This window comes from Erythrobacter sp. JK5 (assembly GCF_018205975.1).
Taxonomy (GTDB): domain Bacteria; phylum Pseudomonadota; class Alphaproteobacteria; order Sphingomonadales; family Sphingomonadaceae; genus Erythrobacter.
In genome coordinates this window covers 2,996,632-3,016,572 of the sequence record NZ_CP073577.1, presented here as the reverse complement: position 1 = coordinate 3,016,572, position 19,941 = coordinate 2,996,632, and the positions used below count along the sequence as shown (strand labels likewise).

The window sequence follows — 19,941 nt, the reverse complement described above, 5'->3', positions numbered from 1 at the left end:
CACCGCCTAGCGGGCGGCGCTGGCGACTCCAAGCGATTGCTGGCTGTGGTCAGCCCGACCCGGCGATCCCGGCGGCAACCGGCCGCACTGGCCGACCCGCATTCCGCCTCCGGCGCGCGCCATGACCAGCCCGAGCTCGGCCTGGCGCAAGGTCCAGTCTACCGTGCTTTCGAGCCGGGCGAGCCCGGCACTCGCGGACACTTGCGGCGACCGGGACGACGCGCCGATGGTCAGGGTCGCGAAGGTCCGCAGCACATCGTCCGCCCAGCTGCGGGCCGCACGCGGTGTCATGTCCGGAATGACCACGCCGAAGCGTTCGCCATCCAGCTGCGCCAGCTCATGTTCGGGAAAGATCATCGATTCGAGGAACTTGGCGAACCCCCACTGGATCTCGTCGGCGGCTCGCTGGCCATACTGCATGAACATCGCGCGCATCCGGTCGACTGCGAACACGGCGACCATCTGGCCGCCACCCGCTCCGAGATGCCGCGAAAGGCTGCTGCAAAACGCATGGCGGTTGGACAGGCCGGTCAACGGGTCGGTCAGGACCGAGGCATGCAGTTCGCCCTCCAGCGCGCGCAGCCGCTGCACCGAACGCAGCAGGCCCATCGCCCCGCAGGCGGCTCCGTCTTCGCCCGCGATCGGCCTCAGGCTCAGCGCGTACCAGCGTCGGCAATCGTGCGCCGGGCAGTCTGGCGACGATCCGCAAGTCAGCACCGGAAATTCGATCCAGCCTCCCTGCGCCTTCCCGCCCAGTACCCGGTCGGTGTATTCCTGGAGTGCCGACGCGTGATGCGCCTCGGCAAGGTCGCTGACATGCGGCAGCAGCAGCAGCAGCGACAGATCGTAACCCAGTTCGCCGAAATTCGTCGATGCGTGGATGAGAAAGCCCCGTCGATCGAGCTTTATCACGATATCTCCCGCCGCCTCTTCAAGCAGGCCGTGCAGGACCATGCCTTCTTCAGCACTCAGACCCATATTCATGCCGATTTGCCCCCGGCTTTACTTTTTACCCCTGTTGGCCCGGATCCTGTCAAGAACCTACGACAACTAACCAAAGCAATGCTGGTCTACAATTTCCCCGTTGTAAACGACATACTTCAAGTAAAAACGTTAGTTTCGTAAGTTCACTCGACTAAAAAACGAATCAACCCGTAGGGACGTTTACCATAACTTGGAAATCTTCAATGTGTTCTCTGGGTAACACTTGGCCGAGAACTGCTTCAGACCTCTATCATGATACGAACGTTTTGGGGTTCGGTGCCGCAGGCAGTCGCAATACGGATCCGGCATTCCTCGACCACTGCAGCGGCGTGCCGGTCGGGCGCGGCTTCGCCCAGTTCGGCAGCCGGAACGCCGAGCGCGGCGGCGATCGCATCGATGCGGTCGGGCAGCGGGCGGGCCTTGCCCTTCTCCCATGCCCACACGGTCGGCTTGCTGACATCGAGCTGTGCAGCGACCTGCGCAAGCGTCATCCCGCGTTCGCGGCGCAGCCGGTTGAGCTTGATGCCGAGCGGCTCGGCGAGCGCCGGCCGCGCGGGCGCAGGCGAGCCCGCTCCCCCTGGCGTATCGGCGCGCAGTTGTGTCGCGGCGAGCGCCGCCTGCCCCAGCGCCACGTCGAAGGCGCAGCCATAAAGATGCTCGCTGACCCAGACCACCGTGGCCGCGACCTGCCCGACCTGCGGCAATTCGATCGCTAGGGTTTCGCCCTGGTCGAGCGGCAGGTCGGTTTCGAGCAACAGACCGGCGGCTGAGATGTTGTGGATCGTCACATTGGCTTCGAGCCCGCCGGGCAGCACCCCGCTGGTTTCGAGCTGCAGCGCCCGGCGCGGCTGGCGGCGTTTTCCGTCCCCGGGGGCAACGGGATCGAGATGGGCTTTGAGCGACATGAGCTGCGTCTCCTGCTGGGAGAGCAAAACGTTGACGCAGAGAGTTAAGGAGAAGTTAGCATCCGCAGTTAATACCGGTGGACCGAGGCATCAGCCGCGACGAACCGTCAGGCGGGTTCGTCGACGGCGTCTAACCCGTAGGCCGTGTGCAGCACGCGGACGGCCAGTTCGGTCTCGTCTTCGTCGATCATCACGCTGACCTTTATCTCCGACGTCGAGATCGCCTGGATGTTGATCCCGCGATCGGACAGCGCCCGGAACATCGTGCTGGCCACCCCGGCATGGCTCTTCATGCCGACCCCGACGACGCTGATCTTGGCGATCTTGCTGTCGGTAATGATGCGGTTGAAGCCGATCTCTCCGCGCCGGTCCTCCAGCAGCGCCTGCGCGCGGGCAAGGTCGGCCTGCGGCACGGTGAAGGTCACGTCCGTCTCGCCCTTGTCGCGGCCGACGTTCTGGATGATCATGTCGACATTGATGTGCGCATCGGCGAGCGGCTCGAAGATATGCGCAACCGCGCCCGGCTTGTCGGGGACGCGGGTGAGGATGATCTTCGCCTCGTTCTTGTCGTGCGCGATTCCCGTCACGAGTTGCCGTTCCATCAGGCCCTTCTCCACCAGTTCGTCCATTTCCTCGTCCGACACGATCAGCGTGCCGGGCAGATCGTCCGCCGATACCGCGTCGTCGCCGACAAAGCTCGACAGCACCTGGATGCGGACGCCTTCCTTCATCGCCAGCCCGACCGAACGGGTCTGGAGCACCTTTGCCCCGACACTCGCGAGTTCGAGCATCTCTTCATAGGTCACCGCCTTCAGCTTGCGCGCCTTGGCGACGATCCGCGGATCGGTGGTGTAGACCCCGTCGACATCGGTGTAGATATCGCAACGATCGGCCTTCACCGCCGCCGCGACCGCGACCGCCGACGTGTCCGAGCCGCCGCGCCCCAGCGTCGTGATCCGCCCGTCATCGGAAATTCCCTGAAAGCCGGGGACGACCGCGATCTCGCCCGCTTCCATGCTCGCGACCATGCCGGGCGCATCGATCGTCTCGATCCGGGCCTTGGCGTGCGCTTCGGCGGTCTTCAACGGCAATTGCCAGCCGAGCCAGCTGCGCGCCTTGCAGCCCAGCGATTGCAGCGTCAGCGCCAACAACCCGCTCGTCACCTGCTCGCCGCTTGAAACCACCACGTCGTATTCCGCCGGATCGTAGAGCGCGTTCGCCTCGCGGCAGAAATTGACCAGCCGATCGGTCTCGCCCGCCATCGCGCTGACGACGACCGCAACCTCGTTGCCGCCAGCCGCCTGCTTGCGCACGATATTCGCGACACGGCGAATCCGCTCGGTCCCCGCCATCGAGGTCCCGCCGAATTTCATCACTATTCGTGCCAAGGGACGAACGCTCCCGCTGGTTCCTGTTCCCGCGCGCTGCTAACGAGGCGGCATGGGAAACGCAAACGTATCAAATGTAACCATCCGGCCCGAGGAGGCCGCGCACTTCGCTGCGCTGGCGCGGGACTGGTGGAATCCCAAAGGTCAGATGGCGAGCCTGCACCAGGTCAATCCGGTGCGGCTCGAGTTTGCCCGTGCGGCGGTGGACGCCCATTGGAACACCGATCGCGACGGCGTGAAGCCGCTTGCCGGTAGAAGCGCGCTCGATATCGGCTGCGGCGCGGGGCTGCTGTGCGAACCGCTGGCGCGGCTCGGCGCGGAGGTCACCGGGGTCGATGCGGCGGCCGAAAATGTCGCGGTCGCGAGCACCCATGCCGCAGCGATGGGGCTGGATATCCGCTACATGACGGGCGAGGTCGGCGGGCTCGATATCGGGACCTTCGACCTGGTAACCTGCGTCGAAGTGATCGAACACGTTGCCGACAAGCGCGCCTTCCTGTCGGATGTGGTCGCCAGGCTCGCGCCGGGCGGACTGCTGGTCATGTCCACGCCCAATCGCACCGCGGCGTCCCGGCTGCTGCTGGTCGGCGCGGCCGAGGCAGTGGGTTACGTGCCCAAAGGCACGCATCACTGGAGCGACTTCATCACGCCGGACGAGCTTGCGGAACTGCTCGGGGAGCTCGGTCTGGAAATGGTCGAGCGGCGCGGCATCGCGTGGCGACCGGGCAAGGGACTGCATCTGTCGGACGACGAATCGCTGAACTACATTCTTTCGGCCCGGCGTGCCGACTGATCCGTCTCACAGGATGCGCGACGCCTGTTCGCGATCCGGTACCCAGCAGGTCTCGCGCTTGCCGAACCAGCGATAGCGATTGCGCGCAATCAGCCGGTAGATCGAATCGCGCACGAAACGCGGCACCAGCCTGAACACCGCACCGAGCCGCCACGGCCAGCCCAGCTCGCTCCACAGATGCAGCACCGCATCGCTGTCCATCCGCACTTTGCCACCATTCTGTTCCGCATCGAGGATAATGAAGCTCAGCGGATCGGCGGGATCGAGCCCAGCATCGCGCAGGATCTGCGCGCCCGCCTCGTCCTGCATCGCGGCGAGCCGGAACTTTCCCGTCCGGTCGTTCTTCAGCACGAATTGCGCGTTGGCCGAACACAGCACGCACATGCCGTCGAACACGATGATCGGATGATCGCGCGGAATTGCCATCGGCGGGACGGGCTACCTGCCCTCGCCCAGCAGCTCGACCAGCTCGCCGACATTGTCGGTAAAGAACCCGTCCGCCCCGCTCGCGATCGCCGCCGACCACAGCGCGCGATAGCGGCCATCCGCAGACTGCACGGCGCCATTCTGGAGCGCGGGCGGAAGGAAACCGTTCTCCTTGCGCAGGGTCCAAGGGTGCACGGTCAGCCCCGCCGCACGGGCATTGGCGACCAGATCGGTCGGGCTCAAATCCTCGCCCAAAACGTGTCCGAGCCACGGCCCGATCCCGTCGGCATAGGTGGCGATTTCCTTGAGCCCGGTGGGCGAGATCATCTCTTCGTAGCGCATGCCCGGTTCGTCGGCAGGTCCGCCCACATCCCGGATCAGCTGCACCAGCCGGTAGTCGCTGCGCTGGTCGAGCCGCTGCAGCACCCCGACCTCGAAGCTCTGAACGAACACCGGATCGCCCGCACCGATTCCCAGCTCGCGCAGGTCGCGAAGCAACAGATCGACCATGTCGATCCCTTCTTCCTGCAGCAGGAAGGTCGGATGCTTGAGTTCGGGATACAGTCCGATCCGCCGCCCGGTCGCCGCTTCCTTGGCGCGCACCAGCTTCACGATCTCGGCGAGGGTCGGCACCTGATACAACCCGTCGAACCGGGCATTGGCGGGGCGGGTAGCGGGGACGCGCTCCCGGGCGCGCAGCGTCCGCAGCTCGGCGAGGGTGAAATCCTCCGCGAACCAGCCGGCGATCCGTTGCCCGTCGATGATCTTGTCGCGGCGGCGATCCTCGAATTCCTCGCGCGATGCCACATCGGTGGTGTCCGACAGCTCGTTTTCGTGCCGCGCGACCAGCACAAGGTCCTTGGTCGCGACGAGATCGGGCTCGATGAAGTCGGCCCCCTGATCGATCGCCAGCTCGTAGGCGGCAAGCGTGTGCTCGGGCCGCTCGCCCGACGCACCGCGATGCGCGATCACGATTGGCGCGTCCTGCGCCGCGACCGCGATCGGGGTGACGGCAACGAATGCGCCGATCAGGAATGCGAGGAAAGGGCTGCGGACCATTCGTCTTCCTTGAAACCGATCAGGATGCCGCCCGCATGGGCGACGACCGGGCGCTTGATCATGGAGGGGTGCTGTTGCAGCAAGGTTACCGCCTTGGCCCCGGACTTGTCGGCGTCGAGAGCGGCCTTGTCTGCATCGGACAGCTTGCGAAACGTGGTTCCCCGACGGTTGAGCACCGTGTCGACACCCTTAGCCGCGATCCATTCCATCAGGTTGGCCGGATCGACAGGCTCTTTCTTGAAATCGTGAAACGCGTATTCGAGCTCGCGCGCTTCGAGCCATTTGCGCGCTTTCTTCACCGTGTCGCAGTTGGGGATGCCGTAGAGATGGATGGCCATCGTGCCTCCTTATCGCAAATCAGGGCCGGTAGATCGCAATGGTTAGCGATTTCTAGAGTTTTTTGGCGTAACGCGACACCGTGAATGGAGCGCCTATGCTGAATGCAGCACGAAATCTGATGGTCGCGCTGGCGGCCGGTAGCCTTGTCATGACGCCCGTGGCAGCGCAAGCGAACACGCGCGCCGGTGACAGTCCGGCGTTCTACACCAGCGCGCAGGTGCAGCCCGGGCTGGGTCGCTCGGCCGATGGCGAAGGCATCGCCGCGAGCGGCGATGTGATCGCACTGTTGCTGGTGGGGCTGTGGATCACCGGGATTGTGGTGATCATTGCCGACCTCGACGACAACGACAACCAGTCGCCGGGCGCCAACTAGGGTTGTTCCGCGTCAATCGGCGCTGCGCCAACTCGGGCGCATGAAAATGGGGACTTGCCTGTCGCAAGCCCCCATTTCACGCGGCTTTCCTGAACCGGCTCCTTGCACAGGCAAGGGCCGCAGGTCGCTTCGCTATGGCTGACCGGGGCTGTACCACTGGCCGGTACCGCGCGACTTCGTGTCGGAATACCATTCCATCGTCAGGCCGCCGCGCCGATCGGCGAACGGCCCTTCGCGCCCTTGCAGACCTCCGACGCAGCCCAGCGGCGTGTCGGGTCCGCGCGGCCCGAGGAAATTGCAACCGTAGACCGATGTGGCCGTGCCTTCGCTGCCCTTGATATTGCACGTCAGATGGATCGCAAAAACGCCGCCATCGGGCTGGTCCATCCCGACGCACCTGAGCGTTCCCGAATCCTTCGATCCGTCTTCATAGGTCGTGGTCCAGGTGCCGTTGACGCTGCCGCCCTGGTATTGGGGGCCGTCCATACCGTCGATCCCGCCGACCGATTCGACCGGCTGCCACGTAATGTCGTAGGTAAAGCTTTGGGCATGTGCCGGAACGGCTCCGATAATCATCGTTGCCGACGCTACACTCAGTACAAGTCTCTTCATCGCTGGTCTCCCGCCTGTTGTGCGTACCGATGAAGGGCTGAAGCTTGTTGCAGCTGTTCCGTGGGAGACACTAGCACGAAGCTGCTGTTGCGACAAATGCAAGCGGCACCGCGATTTCGTGGCATGTCATGCAACACTGATAACCCGCTGATTACCGTCGCAACTCCCGGCCCAGATGGGCATCGGCGATGGCGACGGCGAGGGCATCGGCGGCGTCCGCCCCGGCAGGTTCGACCCCGGGCAGCAGGATTCGGAGCATGGCCTGCACCTGGCTCTTGTCCGCTGCGCCGGTGCCGACCACCGCCTTCTTCACCGCGCGGGCGGCGTGTTCCTCGACCGGCAGCCCGACAGCGCCGCACGCGGCCAGCACCGCGCCGCGCGCCTGCGACAGTTTGAGCGTCGATTGCGGGTTCTTGTTGACGAACACTTCCTCGCATGCCGCGCGTTCGGGACGGTGCTGGGCGATCACGCCCGCGATCACGCGATGCAGATCGGCCAGCCGCTCCGCCATCGGTGCGCGCGGCGAGGTCTTCACTTCGCCATTGGCGATGTGGGTGATGCGCGAGCCTTCGGCCCTGATCACGCCCCACCCGGTGCAGGAGAGCGAAGGGTCAAGGCCGAGGATTATTGGCATGCTCTATCTTACCCTCCCGCGAGCGGGAGGGGAATTTATCCAAGCCCGATCCGCCATCCCAGCCTCCATGCGATCGCCAGCAGGAACGCCGCGCCCAGCACCACCGCGAAAAGCCATTCGCGCCAGGTCACGCGTCGAGCTTGTCCATCACCTCGTCGCTGATCTCGTAATTGCCCCACACGGTCTGCACGTCGTCATCGTCGTCGAGCGTGTCGATCAGCTTGAGCAGCGTGCCGGCGTTCTTTTCGTCGAGCTCGACGGTGAGGTTGGGCTTCCACGCGAGCTTGACTTCCTTGGCCTCACCCAGCGCCTTTTCCAGCGCTTCGGCCACCGCGTGCAGATCTTCTGCGGCGGTCCAGATTTCGTGGCCGTCTTCGGACGAGGAAATATCCTCCGCCCCGGCTTCGAGGGCGGCTTCGAGCACCTTGTCCTCCGAGCCCGCCTCCGGGCCGTATTCGATATAGCCGAGCCGTTCGAAGCCATGCGCAACCGAGCCTTCGGTGCCGAGATTGCCGCCGTTCTTGCTGAACGCGGTGCGCACGGCGGTGGCGGTGCGGTTGCGGTTGTCGGTCAGTGCCTCGACAATGATCGCGCTGCCGCCGGGGCCGTAGCCTTCGTAGCGCACTTCCTCGTAGTTCTCGTCATCGCCCGCGGTCGCCTTGTCGATGGCGCGCTGGATGTTGTCCTTGGGCATCGACTGCGCCTTGGCGGTGTTGACCGCCAGCCGCAGGCGCGGGTTCATGTCGGGATCGGGCGTGCCCATCTTCGCGGCGACGGTGATTTCGCGGCTGAGCTTGGAAAACAGGTTCGAACGCTTTTTGTCCTGCGCACCCTTGCGGTGCATGATGTTCTTGAATTTGGAATGGCCTGCCATGGTCTATCCTTGGGGGAACTCTTCGAATTGGCTTGGAATGTTGGGCGCAGCCCTAGCGAAGCGCGCGCCGCGCGACAATTGCCTAAGGCGCGATATCGAAATGGAGCGCAGTGATCTCGCTTGAGGCAAGCTTGCGATAGAGCGCCTGCGCGGGTTCGTCTTCGGGCGTCGTGTCGGCCTGCACGAACACGGTCCACGCGCCCACGTTGCGCGCGATCTTGCGCGTCTCCTCGATCATCGCGGTCGCCGCTCCCCGTCGCCGGTGGCTTTCGCGCACGGCGAGATCGTAGATGAAGAGCTCGCTGCGCTCCTGCTCGAACTTGGGCAGGACATAACCCGCCAGCGCGCCCACCGTCTTGCCCCCGGCTTCGGCGAGGATCGCGATATTGTTCGCGTTGGCAAGCCACGCCCTGGCATGGGAATCGCCCGGCGGTCTGTCGGCGTAGTTCTCCGGCTCCTCGAAAACCTCGGAAAACACCGCGTTCATCGTCCGGTACCCGGCCAGATCGCCGGGTCCGAGGCGGCGTACCGCAATCATCCGACACTCCCTTGGCCAAGGCGCTTTTGAAACCACGCAACATCGCGCCAGCCACCCAACTTCCAGCCGACTTCGCGATAGACGCCGACCGGCTCGAAGCCCATCGCGCGATGCAGTCCCACGCTTGGTTCGTTGGGCAGCGCGATGCCTGCAAACGCAGCGTGAAAGTCGCGCGAAAGGATCGAGAGGAGTTCGGAGTAAAGCGCGCGCCCGATACCGCGTCGCGCAGCTTCTCTGGCGACATAGACTGCAACGTCGCAGGAGTTTGCATAGGCCGCTCGCTCGCGGTGGGGCGAGCCATAGGCGTATCCGGCAACCTCGCCATCCTGCTCCGCCACGAGCCAGCCATGCGAGGTGCCGTAGCGTGCCATCCTCCGGACCATTTCATCCGCGTCTGGCGCTTCAAGCTCGAAACTGACCCAGCTTTCCGTGACGTGCGGCGCGTAAATCCGCGCACAGGCCGCGGAATCTGCCGCCGGATCGCCATGGCGGATCGTAAGCGTCACACCTTTACCGCAGTCCCGCTGGCGCTGACCATCAGCATCGAGCCGGTATCGCCGATCACCTCGTAATCGAGATCGATCCCGACCACCGCATTGGCCCCGCGTGAAGCGGCTTCGGCCTGCAATTCCTCGATCGCCTCGTCGCGCGCCTTTTGCAGGATGCGTTCGTAGCTGCCCGACCGCCCGCCGACGATGTCGCGGATATTGGCGAACAGATCGCGAAAGATGTTCGCCCCGACGATCACTTCGCCGACCACGATGCCGCAATATTCCTGGATCGGCCTGCCCTCGATCGATGGGGTGGTGGTGACAATCACCCCGCGCGCATCTTTCCATTCGTTCGGCATGATGTTTCTCTCCCGACGCCGTGATCACCTCTCTATACAGAAAGAAGAACCGTCAACGACGCCTCACCCCATCCCGAGCGCGGCCTTGTAGGTTTCCAGGATGATCTCCTGTTCGCTGCGGTCGTCGGGCTTCATCTTCCTCAGGCGCACGATCTGGCGCATGATCTTGGCGTCGTATCCGACCGCCTTGGCTTCTGCATAGACGTCGCGGATGTCGTCGGCGATGCCCTTCTTCTCTTCCTCGAGGCGTTCGATGCGCTCGATCAGCAGGCGCAGGCGGTCGTCGGTGGCTTCGGCCATGAATTGTGTCTCCGGTGATTCGAGATTGGGTTGACGCGCGAATTAGCGGAGCAGGGCCCGTGGGCAAGCGCGCTGTCCACAAGGCGGGAAAACTTTAGCGCAAATCTGCCCGATTTTTCGTCAGGCTCGCTTCCATTGCCGCGATCTGTTCTTCGGTCGCGGGCTGCTGTCTTGTCGCCTTCCATTCGTCCATCGGCATGCCGTGGATCAGCGCGCGCGCCGCCGCCTTGTCGCCTTCGTACCCTGCGTCGCGGATCCAGTCGGCCAGGCAATTGCGGCAGAACCCGGCAAGCCCCATCAGTTCGATGTTCTGCGCGTCGTGGCGGTGGCGCAAGTGCCGCACCAGGCGCCGGAACGCGGCGGCGGCCTGCGCATCGTCGAGGGTATCGAGCGGGTCTTGATCCATATTCATAACGACATTTCCTTGAGTTGCGGGAAGGCTGTGCCATAGCTCGCGTGAACCGGACGGAGGGATCACTGGGATCGATGACCAGACACGATGCGACAAGGATCGACCCGCGCGGTCGCAAGGTCAAGATTCTCGCGACGATCGGCCCTGCCAGTCGCTCTCCCGAAATGCTGCGCAAGCTGTTCAGAGCCGGGGCCGACGCCTTCCGGCTGAACATGAGCCACGGCAGCCACGCCGATCACGAACAGGCGATCGGAGCGATCCGCGCGCTCGAAAAGGAGTTTGCCCGCCCGATCGCGATCCTTGCCGATCTGCAGGGTCCCAAGCTGCGCGTCGGCACATTCAAGGATGGCAGCGCGGTAATCCGCCATGGCGGGCATTTCACGCTCGACCGCGACGAAGCGCCCGGCGACGAGACCCGCGTGTTCCTGCCGCATGCCGAACTGTTCGGGATCATGGAGCGCGGTCAGCGACTGCTGATCAACGACGGCAAGATCAGGCTGGTGGTCAAGGAAGCCGACAACGACCGCATCTTCTGTTCGGCCGAGGTCGGCGGGGTGATCTCCGACCGCAAGGGGGTCAATGTCCCCGATGCCGAAGTGCCGATCCCGGCGCTGACCGACAAGGATCGCAGGGATCTCGCCTTCGCGGTCGAGCATGGTGCCGACTGGATCGCGCTCAGCTTCGTCCAGCGCCCCGAGGATCTGGCCGAGGCGCGCAAGCTGATCGGCGCGCACCGCGCCAAGGGCGCGCCGCGAGGGGCCGCGCAGGGTCCGGCGCTGTGCGCCAAGATCGAGAAGCCGCAGGCCGTCAAGCGCCTCGGCGACATCATCGAACTGGCCGATGCGATCATGGTCGCGCGCGGCGACCTCGGCGTCGAGCTCGAGCCGCAAGAGGTCCCGCCGTTGCAAAAGCGGATCGTCAACGCCGCGCGCACCGCCGGCAAGCCGGTGATCGTGGCGACCCAGATGCTCGAAAGCATGATCGAAAGCCCGATCCCGACCCGCGCCGAAGTCTCCGACGTGGCCAACGCGGTCTACGATGGCGCCGATGCGGTGATGCTTTCGGCCGAGAGCGCGGCGGGTGACTGGCCCGAGGAATCGGTTGCGATGATGCATTCGATCGCCACCCAGGTCGAAGGCGACGAAGGCTATATCGACCGCGTCCGGTTTCTCGATACGCCGCCCGATGCGACCACATCGGATGCGCTCGCGCATGCCTGCATGACCATCGCCGACACCGTGCCGATCAGCGCGATCACGGTGTTCACTTCCAGCGGATCGACCGCGCGGCGGGTGGCGCGCGAACGCCCGGCAACGCCGATGCTGGTGCTCACGCCGTCGATGCGTACCGCGCGGCGGATGGGGTTGCTCTGGGGCGCGCACGCGGTCGCGACCAAGGATATCGGCAGTTTCGAAGAGATGATCGCCAAGGGCAAACGCATGGCCCTGCGCCACGGATTCGGCACGGCGGGATCGAAGCAGGTCGTGCTGGCGGGCGTGCCGTTCGGAACGCCGGGGAGTACCAACCTGCTGCACATCGTAACGCTGACCGGAGCCGAACTGGATAAGCACGCCGGGTAGCGCGCAAGCGGAACCGTTTTCCTACAAAGCGCCGATACGTTAATTCGATGATGCTCTTTCGCATCGTCGGTTCACTGTCGCGTCCTCGGACAGGCGCGTTTCGAGTTGGAATAGTGTCAACTTCACCAATTCGACGAAAACTGTCGGCTTTTCATAAGGTTGAGACGGGAGTTGGCGGGTGACACCGTGTCAGGTGTGTCAACTTCGCCAATGGAATCATCCGGCGGAATTCAGCTGGTGAGATGCTCGAGCGTCGGGCCGTAGAGCGGCTCCTCGAACGCGATCCCCGCGCGGCTGTTCTCGATCCATACGACATTGGCCGCGACAAAGGCGAGGTTTGGCAATTTGACCGATACTTTCTCGCCAGGTTTTACGGACCATCCGCGAGCATCGACGAGGCATCCGCCCGCTCCGATGTCGAGGACTTCCATTTCCATCTTGCGACGCGTGCGATAGCGCACGAGCGCGCTGAAGCCCGTCGAAGCCTCTCCGTTCTGCGTCGAAGGCATGTCGTCTCTCTCCCGATCGGACCGCTGCTCAGACTGCGTGGTCTACCGGGTTAGCCAAAAGTGTTTGACTTGAAGTTAAGGACGGCATCGGGTCGAAAAGCTCCTCGGCCCGGACCCCGCTGTTACGACGCCGCCGCGCGCTCCAGCCTGCGCCGCGCCGCCTCCTCGCCGATAAGCGGCAGCAGTTCGCCCATATCCGGGCCATGGTCCATGCCCGTAAGCGCCTGCCGCAGCGGCAGGAACAGGGCCTTGCCCTTGCGCCCGGTCATGTCTTTGAGCGCCGCGGTCAGCGCGTGCCACGGGTCCTCGCCCCACTCCAGCGTTGCGGCGGCTTCGGCGAGATAGGCGCGGTCCTCGTCCGAGAATTCGAGCTGTTCGATGGGACCGGTGACCAGCCGCCACCATTCGCCCACTTCGCCCACGGTCGCCACGTTGGGCTGCACCGCGTGCCAGCCGGCTTCGTCCATCCCTTCGGGCAGGCGATGCTTGACCGCGTCGAACGGCATGGCGTGGACGATGGCGGTGTTGACCCGGTCCAGCTCGGCATCGTCGAATTTTGCCGGGGCACGGCCGAAGGTCGACAGGTCGAATGTCTCGAGCAGCTTCGCGCGGTCGGCGATCGGTTCGACCGGCAACGACGTGCCGAGCCGCGCCAGCAGCGCGACGATCGCCTCGGGTTCGATCCCGCGCTCACGAAACGCGTCACAGCCGAGCGAGCCGAGACGCTTGGACAGTTTGCCCTCCTTGCCTACCAGCAGGGCCTCATGGGCGAAATCGGGCACCTGTTTTGCTGCAGCGAATTGTGCAGCATGGAGTGCGGTAAACATCTGAATCTGAACGGCAGTGTTCGAAACGTGATCCTCACCGCGAAGCACTTGCGTGACGCCCATGTCGATATCATCGACCGTGCTCGGCAGCATGTACAGCCACGACCCGTCGGCGCGCCGGACTACCGGATCGGAAAGCTGTGCGGGGTCGAATTTCTGCGTGCCGCGGACGCCGTCTTCCCAGCCGATCGGTTCCTCCTGATCGAGCCTGAAGCGCCAGTGCGGCTGGATACCCTCGGCCTCCTTGGCGGCACGTTGTTCCTCGGAAAGCGCCAGGGCCGCACGGTCGTAGATCGGCGGCAGACCGCGACCCAGCTGGATCTTGCGCTTGAGTTCGAGCTCCTGCTGCGTCTCGTAAGCGGGATATATCCGCCCGGCTTCCCTAAGATTTTCGAAGGCCGCTTCGTAGCGATCCAGCCGCGCCGATTGCCGCTCCTCGCGATCCGCAGCAATCCCCAGCCACGCCAGATCGGCGCGGATCGCCTCGACATATTCTTCGCGGCTGCGCTCCGCATCGGTGTCATCGATCCGCAGGATGAATGTCCCGCCAGACTTGTGGGCCAGCATCCAGTTGTGCAGCGCGGTGCGGATATTGCCGACATGGAGGCGGCCCGTCGGGGACGGGGCGAAACGGGTGACAGTCATGTGCAGTCCGGTAGCCAGCACATGGCTGCGCGGCAAGCGTTACGCGCGGCGATGCTCTGCCTCGACAAGGGCAATGCCAGCGTCCCAGAGACGATACATCCGTTCCGGTCGGACGAAGCCTTCGATCGCATGCTCGAAGCCGGTTCGGCTCCGCGCGCACACCGCATCGATCAGCGCGCCGATGGTCGCCTCGTCATGGGTGAGCAGCCCGCAGCAGAACCGCGAAACGTGGATGTTCTCCGGCCACGTGGCGGTGATTGTCTGCGACAGCGCGAGCGTTCGTGCGGCAATCTCGACGCTGCCGAGCCGCAAGGCCAGTTCCGGCACCGGATCGCGTCCCGCCCGTTCGTGGACGGCGATCAGGCGCAGCGAATAGATGAAGCGCGCGGCGACGGGTCCGGTATCCTCGATGCGGGGCGGACTGGCCAGTCGGGCGATGGTGGAGAGTGCGCGGACAGTCGGGATATGGTGACGGCTCATGGGCATCCTGACCTTCGTGGAATAGACCTGACTCCCATACGTTTATTGCAAACGCCTCGCAATAGCTATTTACCTTCTCAGCGCACCTATTTCGGCCTGATGACGAAACTGTGGTCGATATACAGGAACACTTCGGTCTCGCTCGCCTGCTGCCAGTAGAGCTCCGAATCCAGACCCTGAATCTCGACTCCGTAATCGCTGCCAAACTGCGCCGCGTAGCGCTTGGCTTCCTCGGCAACCGTCTTCACCACCTCGAGACGGTACTGGTCGGGATTGGTGATCGCCAGCGAAGTGCTGCCGGTTTCGATGAACGAGCGCCCGGTCGCCGGAATCGACTTGGCAAAGGCCTCGATCTGCTTGTCGGCGTCGCGCGCGCGCTGATTGCTGCCGCGAACCGGGATGCGGGCAAAGATCTGCACCCGGCTGGTGTCGGGACGCCCGCCATAACCGATCGGCAGTTCCTCGTAGTTTTCCAGCGTCACCGGTTGCAGCGAGTAACTGCCCGCAACCAGTGCGATCCCCGCTCCGGGTGCCCGTTCGATGGTCGCGCGCAACATCGCCAGAAGCTCGCGCCTGCGTTCGCCAGCATCGCGCGAATCCGAATTCACGAACAGCGGCTTGACGAAGTAGTCTGCAGTGCGGGTCAGGCCGATCGCCGACTGGTCGTCATCGTAGAATTCGTAATTCGAGCGGTCGGACCGGCTGGCGGTGACGATCACGACTCCATCGTCCTGGGCGGCCAGATGGGCCGGCACCAGCAGGCATGCGGCCGCGATGGTAAGTGCAACTCTTTTCATGGGCTTCCCTCCCTCAGGAAACCACAGAGTATCATCACCCCGCATCGCCGCAAGCCGGATACCGGCCATGAAAAACCCCGCCGAAGCATGGCGCTTCGGCGGGGTCTGTTCGGTCGGCGTCCGATGGACCGAAGGCGGCTTACTCCACCGGCGGAGCCTCGCCGCCACCCATCGCAGCCTTCATCGCTTCCTCGGAAGGAACGGCGTCGGCTTCAGGCTCCGGCTCCGGCTCCGGCTCCGGCTCAGGTTCAGGAACAGCGTTGGCCGCGGCGAGCGCTTCCTGCTGCTTCTTCCACGCTGCCTTGAGCGCCGCGTCGCGGCTCGACGCGGTGACGCGCATGCGGTTCATGCCTGCACCCGTACCCGCCGGGATCAGGCGGCCCACGATCACGTTCTCCTTGAGACCGATCAGCGTGTCCTGCTTCCCTTCGACCGCCGCCTGCGTCAGCACGCGGGTGGTCTCCTGGAATGAGGCGGCCGAGATGAAGCTGCGGGTCTGCAGCGACGCCTTGGTGATCCCGAGCAGGATCGGCGTGCCTTCGGCCGGCTTCTTGCCCTTGCCGAGCTTACCGTTGATCTCGAGCATTTCGGCGTAGTCGACCTGCTCGCCCGGCAGCAGAGTGGTGTCGCCGCCATCGGTGATCTCGACCTTTTGCAGCATCTGGCGAACAATCACCTCGATGTGCTTGTCGTTGATCTTCACGCCCTGCAAGCGATAGACTTCCTGGATCTCGTTGACGAGATATTCGGCCAGCGCCTCGACGCCCAGCACCTCGAGGATGTCGTGCGGGTTGGGCGAACCGGAAATCAGGGTGTCGCCCTTCTTCACGAAGTCGCCTTCCTGCACGTCGATCACCTTGGTCTTGGGGATCAGGTATTCCACCGGATCACCTTCCTCGGGAACGATCGCGATCTTGCGCTTGGCCTTGTATTCGCGGACGAATTCGATCTTGCCCGAAATCTTGGCGATGATCGAATTGTCCTTCGGCAAACGCGCCTCGAACAGCTCGGCCACACGCGGCAGACCGCCGGTGATGTCGCGGGTCTTGGCGGCCTCGCGCGAGGCACGGGCGAGGATGTCGCCCGCTTCGACCGTCTGGCCATCCTCGACCGACAGGGTCGTGCCCGGAGCGAGCATGTAACGCTGCGCCTCGGTTTCGCCGTCGTCGGTCTGACCTTCGCCGAGCAGGGTCATGCGCGGACGCAGTTCTTCCTTCTTCTTGCGACCGGTTGCCCGGTTTTCGGTCACGACACGCTGGGCGATACCCGTCGCATCGTCGGTCTGCTCTTCGAGCGTGGTCCCTTCGATCAGGTCCTGATACTTCACTACGCCCGATTGCTCGGTGATGATCGGCAGACTGAACGGATCCCACTCCGCCAGCCGGTCGCCTTCCTTCACCTTGGCGCCGTCCTTGAACATCAGCACCGTACCGTAAGGCACCTTGTGCATTTCGCGCTCGCGCCCTTCGGCATCGATCACGGCAATCTCGCCGTTGCGAGCGAGCGAGAGAATGCGGCCCTTCTTGTCGGTGATGGTCGGCATGTCGCGGTATTCGATCTTGCCGTCCGAAATCGATTCAAGATGCGAGGTCTCGTTGAGCTGCGCCGCGCCGCCGATGTGGAAGGTCCGCATCGTCAGCTGGGTTCCGGGTTCGCCGATCGACTGCGCCGCGATCACGCCGACCGCTTCGCCGATATTGACGGGCGTTCCGCGTGCAAGATCGCGACCATAGCAAGTGCCGCAGACGCCCTGTTCGGCTTCGCAGACCAGCGGCGAACGGATCTTGGCCGATTGCACTTCGGCTTCCTCGATTTCCTTCACCATCGGTTCGTCGATCAGCGTTCCCGCCTTGACGATCACTTCGTCGGTCGCGGCGTTGATGACATCCTCGGCGACGGTGCGGCCGAGGATTCGCTCGCCCAGCGAGGCGATCACCGAGCCGCCCTGCACGATCGCACGCATTTCCAGCGCGTTCTCGGTCTTGCAGTCTTCCTCGACGATCACGCAGTCCTGCGACACGTCGACCAGGCGGCGGGTCAGGTAGCCCGAGTTCGCCGTCTTGAGCGCGGTGTCGGCCAGGCCCTTGCGAGCGCCGTGGGTCGAGTTGAAGTATTCAAGGACGGTCAGGCCTTCCTTGAAGTTCGAGATGATCGGGGTCTCGATGATCTCGCCCGAAGGCTTGGCCATCAGGCCGCGCATGCCGGCGAGCTGCTTCATCTGCGCGGGCGAACCACGCGCACCCGAATGGCTCATCATGTAGATCGAGTTGATCTCGGCTTCGCGCCCGTCCTTGTCGATCGGGCGCGCCTTGATCTCTTCCATCATCGCGTCGGCGACCTGGTCGCCGCAGCGGCTCCAGGCGTCGATCACCTTGTTGTACTTTTCCTGCTGGGTGATGAGCCCGTCCTGGTATTGCTGCTCGTATCCGGCCACCAGGTCCTTGGTCTCCTCGACCAGCTTCTCCTTCGCGTCGGGGATGATCATGTCATCCTTGCCGAAGCTGATCCCGGCCTTGAACGCGTAGCGGAAGCCCAGCACCATGATTGCGTCGGCGAACAGCACCGTGTCCTTCTGGCCGGTGTGGCGATAGACCTGATCGATCACGTCGCCGATTTCGCGCTTGGTGAGCAGCCGGTTGACGATGTCGAACGGCACCTTGTGGCTCTTCGGTAGGCATTCGCCGATCAGCATGCGCCCCGGAGTGGTCTCGAACCGCGTCATCACCACGTTGCCGTCTTCATCGGCCTGCGGGACGCGGGCGATGATCTTGGTGTGGAGCGTCACGGCCTTGGTTTCGAGCGCCTGGTGCACTTCGGCCATATCGGCAAAGCGCGGCAGTCTCTCGACCTTGGTGCCGTCCTCGTTGTCGAGGAATTCGGGCGTCTTCTCCTGCCGTTCCATCGAGAGGTAGTAGAGCCCAGGACCATGTCCTGCGACGGCACGATGATCGGCTTGCCGTTGGCGGGCGAGAGGATGTTGTTGGTCGACATCATCAGCACGCGCGCTTCGAGCTGCGCTTCCAGCGACAGCGGCACGTGGACCGCCATCTGGTCGCCGTCGAAGTCGGCGTTGAAGGCCGAACAGACCAGCGGGTGCAGCTGGATCGCCTTACCTTCGATCAGAACCGGCTCGAACGCCTGGATGCCGAGACGGTGCAGCGTCGGCGCACGGTTCAGCAGAACCGGGTGCTCGCGGATCACTTCGTCGAGGATGTCCCAGACTTCCTTGCGCTCTTTCTCGACCCACTTTTTCGCCTGCTTGAGGGTCATCGACAGACCCTTGGCATCGAGGCGGGCGTAGATGAACGGCTTGAACAGTTCGAGCGCCATCTTCTTGGGCAAGCCGCACTGGTGCAGCTTGAGTTCGGGGCCGGTCACGATGACCGAACGGCCCGAATAGTCGACGCGCTTGCCCAGAAGGTTCTGGCGGAAGCGGCCCTGCTTGCCCTTGAGCATGTCGGACAGCGACTTGAGCGGACGCTTGTTCGCGCCGGTGATGACGCGGCCACGACGGCCGTTGTCGAACAGTGCGTCGACAGCTTCCTGCAGCATGCGCTTTTCGTTGCGGACGATGATGTCCGGCGCGCGCAGCTCGATCAGGCGCTTCAGGCGATTGTTGCGGTTGATCACGCGGCGATAGAGATCGTTGAGATCGGACGTCGCGAACCGCCCGCCGTCGAGCGGCACCAGCGGGCGCAGTTCGGGCGGGATCACCGGAATCACTTCGAGGATCATCCATTCCGGGCGGTTGCCCGAATCGATGAAGCTTTCGACGACCTTGAGGCGCTTGATGATCTTCTTCGGCTTGAGCGCGGACTTGGTGGTCGCGAGCTCTTCGAGCAGGTCTTCCTTTTCCTGTTCGAGGTCGAGGTCCATCAGCATGACCTTGACCGCCTCGGCACCGATATCGGCCGAGAACGCGTCTTCGCCATACTCGTCCTGCGCTTCGAGCAGCTCGTCCTCGGTCAGCAGCTGGAATTTCTCGAGCGGGGTCAGGCCCGGCTCGATCACCACGTAGCTCTCGAAATAGAGGATGCGCTCAAGCTGCTTCAACTGAATGTCGAGCAGCAGGCCGATGCGCGAGGGCAGCGACTTCAGGAACCAGATGTGCGCGACCGGCGCGGCCAGTTCGATGTGGCCCATGCGCTCGCGGCGCACCTTGGTGACGGTCACTTCGACGCCGCACTTTTCGCAGACGACGCCCTTGTATTTCATGCGCTTGTACTTGCCGCACAGGCATTCGTAGTCCTTCACCGGACCGAAGATGCGCGCGCAGAACAGGCCGTCACGCTCGGGCTTGAACGTGCGGTAGTTGATTGTTTCCGGCTTCTTGATCTCGCCGAACGACCAGCTGCGGATGCGCTCTGGCGAGGCGATCCCGATCTGGATCTGGTCGAAGGTTTCCGGCTTGGCCAGCTGGTTGGTGAATTTGGTCAGTTCGTTCATTTTCACATTCCCTCTAGGGGTAAATCTCTGCGACGAAGCGGTTGATCAGCCGACGGAAGGGTCGATCAGGGAAGCGGCAGCGAAGAGTGCCAGAAACGGAAAGCCGATGATTGCCGCCGCAATCGCGATCTTCCTGGCCTTGCCGATGCCCTGATACCGTTCCGTCATGC

General features: G+C 63.9%; 22 protein-coding genes and 1 pseudogene. 3 read left to right on the top strand and 20 right to left on the bottom strand.

Annotation, left to right across the window (positions count from 1 at the left end):
* Nucleotides 1-6: 6 nt before the first annotated feature.
* The 3 genes from KDC96_RS14720 to KDC96_RS14710 form a co-directional block, all read right to left on the bottom strand.
* Entirely contained in the window at nucleotides 7-984 is a 978-nt protein-coding gene (locus KDC96_RS14720) for a sensor domain-containing diguanylate cyclase (RefSeq protein ID WP_212449126.1), read from the bottom strand.
* A 239-nt stretch (nucleotides 985-1,223) separates the two neighbouring features.
* Nucleotides 1,224-1,889, bottom strand: a complete 666-nt coding sequence (locus tag KDC96_RS14715) for a helix-turn-helix domain-containing protein (protein WP_212449125.1) — start codon at nucleotides 1,887-1,889, stop codon at nucleotides 1,224-1,226.
* A gap of 107 nt (nucleotides 1,890-1,996) precedes the next feature.
* Entirely contained in the window at nucleotides 1,997-3,262 is a 1,266-nt protein-coding gene (locus KDC96_RS14710; protein ID WP_212449124.1) for an aspartate kinase, read from the bottom strand.
* A 67-nt stretch (nucleotides 3,263-3,329) separates the two neighbouring features.
* Between KDC96_RS14710 and ubiG the strand changes: the two genes are divergently transcribed.
* A complete protein-coding gene (gene ubiG / locus KDC96_RS14705; protein ID WP_212449123.1) occupies nucleotides 3,330-4,070 on the top strand; it encodes a bifunctional 2-polyprenyl-6-hydroxyphenol methylase/3-demethylubiquinol 3-O-methyltransferase UbiG in 741 nt (246 codons plus the stop codon).
* A gap of 6 nt (nucleotides 4,071-4,076) precedes the next feature.
* On the opposite strand, the gene KDC96_RS14700 is transcribed toward ubiG, so the two are convergent.
* Genes KDC96_RS14700 through KDC96_RS14690 form a run of 3 tightly spaced genes read right to left on the bottom strand, consistent with a single transcriptional unit; the run spans nucleotide 4,077 to nucleotide 5,893 of the window.
* Nucleotides 4,077-4,496 carry a thiol-disulfide oxidoreductase DCC family protein gene (locus KDC96_RS14700; RefSeq protein WP_212449122.1) on the bottom strand — a complete coding sequence of 140 codons (420 nt, stop codon included), beginning with the start codon at nucleotides 4,494-4,496 and terminating at the stop codon, nucleotides 4,077-4,079.
* A gap of 12 nt (nucleotides 4,497-4,508) precedes the next feature.
* Entirely contained in the window at nucleotides 4,509-5,555 is a 1,047-nt protein-coding gene (locus tag KDC96_RS14695) for a glycerophosphodiester phosphodiesterase family protein (RefSeq protein ID WP_212449121.1), read from the bottom strand.
* On the bottom strand, nucleotides 5,525-5,893 hold the full coding sequence (locus KDC96_RS14690) for an arsenate reductase (protein ID WP_212449120.1): 369 nt from the start codon (nucleotides 5,891-5,893) through the stop codon (nucleotides 5,525-5,527). The genes KDC96_RS14695 and KDC96_RS14690 overlap by 31 nt, the downstream gene beginning before the upstream one ends.
* Nucleotides 5,894-5,988: 95 nt before the next feature.
* Between KDC96_RS14690 and KDC96_RS14685 the strand changes: the two genes are divergently transcribed.
* Complete coding sequence (locus tag KDC96_RS14685) at nucleotides 5,989-6,267, top strand: hypothetical protein (protein ID WP_212449119.1); 279 nt, start codon at nucleotides 5,989-5,991, stop codon at nucleotides 6,265-6,267.
* Between the two features lie 132 nt (nucleotides 6,268-6,399).
* On the opposite strand, the gene KDC96_RS14680 is transcribed toward KDC96_RS14685, so the two are convergent.
* The 8 genes from KDC96_RS14680 to KDC96_RS14645 all read right to left on the bottom strand — a co-directional run bounded on the left by KDC96_RS14680 (nucleotide 6,400) and on the right by KDC96_RS14645 (nucleotide 10,487).
* Nucleotides 6,400-6,879 carry a hypothetical protein gene (locus tag KDC96_RS14680; RefSeq protein ID WP_212449118.1) on the bottom strand — a complete coding sequence of 160 codons (480 nt, stop codon included), beginning with the start codon at nucleotides 6,877-6,879 and terminating at the stop codon, nucleotides 6,400-6,402.
* 151 nt (nucleotides 6,880-7,030) lie between these two features.
* A complete protein-coding gene (gene ruvC / locus KDC96_RS14675; RefSeq protein ID WP_212449117.1) occupies nucleotides 7,031-7,513 on the bottom strand; it encodes a crossover junction endodeoxyribonuclease RuvC in 483 nt (160 codons plus the stop codon).
* Between the two features lie 127 nt (nucleotides 7,514-7,640).
* On the bottom strand, nucleotides 7,641-8,387 hold the full coding sequence (locus KDC96_RS14670; RefSeq protein WP_212449116.1) for a YebC/PmpR family DNA-binding transcriptional regulator: 747 nt from the start codon (nucleotides 8,385-8,387) through the stop codon (nucleotides 7,641-7,643).
* Between the two features lie 82 nt (nucleotides 8,388-8,469).
* Nucleotides 8,470-8,925: a GNAT family N-acetyltransferase gene (locus tag KDC96_RS14665; RefSeq protein ID WP_212449115.1), complete on the bottom strand. Its 456-nt coding sequence runs from the start codon at nucleotides 8,923-8,925 to the stop codon at nucleotides 8,470-8,472.
* On the bottom strand, nucleotides 8,922-9,431 hold the full coding sequence (locus KDC96_RS14660) for a GNAT family N-acetyltransferase (protein ID WP_212449114.1): 510 nt from the start codon (nucleotides 9,429-9,431) through the stop codon (nucleotides 8,922-8,924). Before KDC96_RS14660 ends, KDC96_RS14665 begins: the two co-directional genes overlap by 4 nt.
* Nucleotides 9,428-9,775: a heavy metal-binding domain-containing protein gene (locus KDC96_RS14655; RefSeq protein ID WP_212449113.1), complete on the bottom strand. Its 348-nt coding sequence runs from the start codon at nucleotides 9,773-9,775 to the stop codon at nucleotides 9,428-9,430. The genes KDC96_RS14660 and KDC96_RS14655 overlap by 4 nt, the downstream gene beginning before the upstream one ends.
* A gap of 63 nt (nucleotides 9,776-9,838) precedes the next feature.
* On the bottom strand, nucleotides 9,839-10,075 hold the full coding sequence (locus KDC96_RS14650; protein WP_142787856.1) for a DUF2312 domain-containing protein: 237 nt from the start codon (nucleotides 10,073-10,075) through the stop codon (nucleotides 9,839-9,841).
* A gap of 94 nt (nucleotides 10,076-10,169) precedes the next feature.
* Complete coding sequence (locus KDC96_RS14645) at nucleotides 10,170-10,487, bottom strand: DUF1244 domain-containing protein (protein ID WP_212449112.1); 318 nt, start codon at nucleotides 10,485-10,487, stop codon at nucleotides 10,170-10,172.
* A gap of 74 nt (nucleotides 10,488-10,561) precedes the next feature.
* On the opposite strand from KDC96_RS14645, the gene pyk reads away from it, so the two are divergent.
* Nucleotides 10,562-12,067, top strand: a complete 1,506-nt coding sequence (gene pyk / locus KDC96_RS14640; protein ID WP_212449111.1) for a pyruvate kinase — start codon at nucleotides 10,562-10,564, stop codon at nucleotides 12,065-12,067.
* Between the two features lie 230 nt (nucleotides 12,068-12,297).
* Here pyk and KDC96_RS14635 read toward each other — a convergent pair whose 3' ends face one another.
* From KDC96_RS14635 to KDC96_RS16600, 6 genes and pseudogenes are all read right to left on the bottom strand, one after another.
* A complete protein-coding gene (locus KDC96_RS14635; protein ID WP_212449110.1) occupies nucleotides 12,298-12,576 on the bottom strand; it encodes a PilZ domain-containing protein in 279 nt (92 codons plus the stop codon).
* A gap of 122 nt (nucleotides 12,577-12,698) precedes the next feature.
* Nucleotides 12,699-14,048, bottom strand: a complete 1,350-nt coding sequence (gene gltX / locus KDC96_RS14630; RefSeq protein WP_212449109.1) for a glutamate--tRNA ligase — start codon at nucleotides 14,046-14,048, stop codon at nucleotides 12,699-12,701.
* A 39-nt stretch (nucleotides 14,049-14,087) separates the two neighbouring features.
* Nucleotides 14,088-14,528 (bottom strand): DNA-directed RNA polymerase subunit beta', encoded by a 441-nt coding sequence (locus KDC96_RS14625; protein ID WP_212449108.1) that lies wholly within the window; start codon nucleotides 14,526-14,528, stop codon nucleotides 14,088-14,090.
* An 86-nt stretch (nucleotides 14,529-14,614) separates the two neighbouring features.
* Complete coding sequence (locus KDC96_RS14620; protein ID WP_212449107.1) at nucleotides 14,615-15,325, bottom strand: hypothetical protein; 711 nt, start codon at nucleotides 15,323-15,325, stop codon at nucleotides 14,615-14,617.
* A gap of 139 nt (nucleotides 15,326-15,464) precedes the next feature.
* Nucleotides 15,465-19,771: pseudogene (gene rpoC, locus KDC96_RS14615) on the bottom strand (DNA-directed RNA polymerase subunit beta').
* 45 nt (nucleotides 19,772-19,816) lie between these two features.
* On the bottom strand, nucleotides 19,817-19,939 hold the full coding sequence (locus KDC96_RS16600; protein ID WP_256439015.1) for a hypothetical protein: 123 nt from the start codon (nucleotides 19,937-19,939) through the stop codon (nucleotides 19,817-19,819).
* Between the last annotated feature and the right edge of the window lie 2 nt (nucleotides 19,940-19,941).

Coding starts and splice junctions, on each gene's coding strand:
- KDC96_RS14720 (WP_212449126.1), bottom strand. CDS start 984: ATGAATATGGGTCTGAGTGCTGAAGAAGGCATGGTCCTGCACGGCCTG.
- KDC96_RS14625 (WP_212449108.1), bottom strand. CDS start 14,528: ATGAGCCGTCACCATATCCCGACTGTCCGCGCACTCTCCACCATCGCC.
- gltX (WP_212449109.1), bottom strand. CDS start 14,048: ATGACTGTCACCCGTTTCGCCCCGTCCCCGACGGGCCGCCTCCATGTC.
- pyk (WP_212449111.1), top strand. CDS start 10,562: ATGACCAGACACGATGCGACAAGGATCGACCCGCGCGGTCGCAAGGTC.
- KDC96_RS14635 (WP_212449110.1), bottom strand. CDS start 12,576: ATGCCTTCGACGCAGAACGGAGAGGCTTCGACGGGCTTCAGCGCGCTC.
- ubiG (WP_212449123.1), top strand. CDS start 3,330: ATGGGAAACGCAAACGTATCAAATGTAACCATCCGGCCCGAGGAGGCC.
- KDC96_RS14650 (WP_142787856.1), bottom strand. CDS start 10,075: ATGGCCGAAGCCACCGACGACCGCCTGCGCCTGCTGATCGAGCGCATC.
- KDC96_RS14715 (WP_212449125.1), bottom strand. CDS start 1,889: ATGTCGCTCAAAGCCCATCTCGATCCCGTTGCCCCCGGGGACGGAAAA.
- ruvC (WP_212449117.1), bottom strand. CDS start 7,513: ATGCCAATAATCCTCGGCCTTGACCCTTCGCTCTCCTGCACCGGGTGG.
- KDC96_RS14680 (WP_212449118.1), bottom strand. CDS start 6,879: ATGAAGAGACTTGTACTGAGTGTAGCGTCGGCAACGATGATTATCGGA.
- KDC96_RS14695 (WP_212449121.1), bottom strand. CDS start 5,555: ATGGTCCGCAGCCCTTTCCTCGCATTCCTGATCGGCGCATTCGTTGCC.
- KDC96_RS14690 (WP_212449120.1), bottom strand. CDS start 5,893: ATGGCCATCCATCTCTACGGCATCCCCAACTGCGACACGGTGAAGAAA.
- KDC96_RS14665 (WP_212449115.1), bottom strand. CDS start 8,925: ATGATTGCGGTACGCCGCCTCGGACCCGGCGATCTGGCCGGGTACCGG.
- KDC96_RS14685 (WP_212449119.1), top strand. CDS start 5,989: ATGCTGAATGCAGCACGAAATCTGATGGTCGCGCTGGCGGCCGGTAGC.
- KDC96_RS14710 (WP_212449124.1), bottom strand. CDS start 3,262: ATGAAATTCGGCGGGACCTCGATGGCGGGGACCGAGCGGATTCGCCGT.
- KDC96_RS14670 (WP_212449116.1), bottom strand. CDS start 8,387: ATGGCAGGCCATTCCAAATTCAAGAACATCATGCACCGCAAGGGTGCG.
- KDC96_RS16600 (WP_256439015.1), bottom strand. CDS start 19,939: ATGACGGAACGGTATCAGGGCATCGGCAAGGCCAGGAAGATCGCGATT.
- KDC96_RS14700 (WP_212449122.1), bottom strand. CDS start 4,496: ATGGCAATTCCGCGCGATCATCCGATCATCGTGTTCGACGGCATGTGC.
- KDC96_RS14655 (WP_212449113.1), bottom strand. CDS start 9,775: ATGCCGAACGAATGGAAAGATGCGCGCGGGGTGATTGTCACCACCACC.
- KDC96_RS14620 (WP_212449107.1), bottom strand. CDS start 15,325: ATGAAAAGAGTTGCACTTACCATCGCGGCCGCATGCCTGCTGGTGCCG.
- KDC96_RS14645 (WP_212449112.1), bottom strand. CDS start 10,487: ATGAATATGGATCAAGACCCGCTCGATACCCTCGACGATGCGCAGGCC.